We start from the raw sequence: 1,305 nt of genomic DNA, 5'->3' as shown, positions 1-1,305 counted from the left end.
GCAGACCGCGGGCGTCCAGCTCACCGCCCAGCAGCCCGAGGTCAACCTGGTCCGGGTCGCCGTGCAGGGCCTCGGCGCGGTCCTCGGCGGCACCCGGTCACTGCACACCAACTCCTTCGACGAAGCCATCGCCCTGCCGGACGTGACGGCCACCGTCGCCCCCTTCGCGGGGTCCTGTGTCATCGAGAAGATGACCGACGACATCGAAGGCGTGGCCCTGGAACTGATGCGGAAGATCGAGGACCTCGGTGGGGCCGTCGGGGCCATCGAACACGGCTTCCAAAAGCGGGAGATCGAGGACAACGCCTACCGCATCGCGAAGGAGACCGACGCCGGCAAGCGGGTCGTCATCGGCGTCAACCGCTTCCAGCTCGACGAGGAGGAGCCCTACGAACCCCTCCGCGTCGACCCTTCCATCGAGACCAAGCAGGCCGAACGCCTCGCCAAACTCCGCGCCTGGCGGGACCAGGACCGGGTGGACCGCCACCTGGCCGACGTGCAGAAGGCCGCGGCCGGGGACGACAGCGTGATGTACCCGATGAAGGAAGCCCTGTCCGTCGGGGCGACCGTGGGCGAGGTGTGCGACGCGTTGCGCGAGATCTGGGGCACCTACACTCCCGGCGACCTCTTCTGACCGGCCCATCGGCCGGACCGCCCTCGGACCAGGTCGCCGGCGCCACCGGCCCGCAATCGCGTGGAAACGTCCGGGCGGCGAGATGTGTACGACGCCTCCCGGGAATTGAAGAGGTCTGGGACCATGCCGACGCCGCGGTCCTCTACGAGCACCCCGAGGACCGCATCGGTGACCTCTCGATCACCGCCTCGGCAGATGTCACACTCGGGGGCAGGAGCGACGACCACGATCCCTGAGAGGGCGTTTCGTGAGTTTTATGAGTGGCTCTGGTGTCGCCTGATGGTGCGGGCGAAGCCGGAACGTTCCGGTTCGACGCCGGTGGCCTGCTGGGATCGGCGGGATGAGTGAACGCAAGCCGTACCAGCCCACCGACTCCGGACCGGCACCTTCCGCCCAACGGCTCGCAAAGCGGCGTGCCGCAAGTGGAACGTCTGGGCCCACACCGCAGTCCGGCAACGCAGCGAAATCGCGGCAGCGGAAGTCTCCGTCAGTAGGGAAGACCTTCCGAAGCCGCGCGCAGGGCGGCGAGCAGGCATGTGGCGATCTCACCGCCCCCTGCGTCCGGATCGTCCGCGAACCGGCGGGCGAAGTCCTCGGAGGCCGCGCGCAGTGCGCCGTTGAGGGTTGCGGCGTGCACTCTGATTCTCAGGTCGTCGGCGCTGCCGCCGGAC

1 protein-coding gene and 1 pseudogene are annotated in these 1,305 nt (G+C 68.9%); one reads left to right on the top strand and one right to left on the bottom strand.

Annotation, left to right across the window (positions count from 1 at the left end):
* Positions 1-634 (top strand): methylmalonyl-CoA mutase family protein (locus ACFWVP_RS34785; RefSeq protein ID WP_384502168.1); only part of this gene is annotated, 634 nt, incomplete at its 5' end.
* 487 nt (positions 635-1,121) lie between these two features.
* On the opposite strand, the pseudogene ACFWVP_RS34780 reads toward ACFWVP_RS34785, so the two are convergent.
* Positions 1,122-1,305, bottom strand: a pseudogene (locus ACFWVP_RS34780) (TetR family transcriptional regulator); the annotation flags it as partial.

The organism is Streptomyces sp. NPDC058637, from assembly GCF_042717325.1.
Lineage (GTDB): Bacteria > Actinomycetota > Actinomycetes > Streptomycetales > Streptomycetaceae > Streptomyces.
The sequence above is the reverse complement of the archived record's forward strand: the minus strand, read 5'-3'. Positions and strand labels throughout refer to the sequence as shown.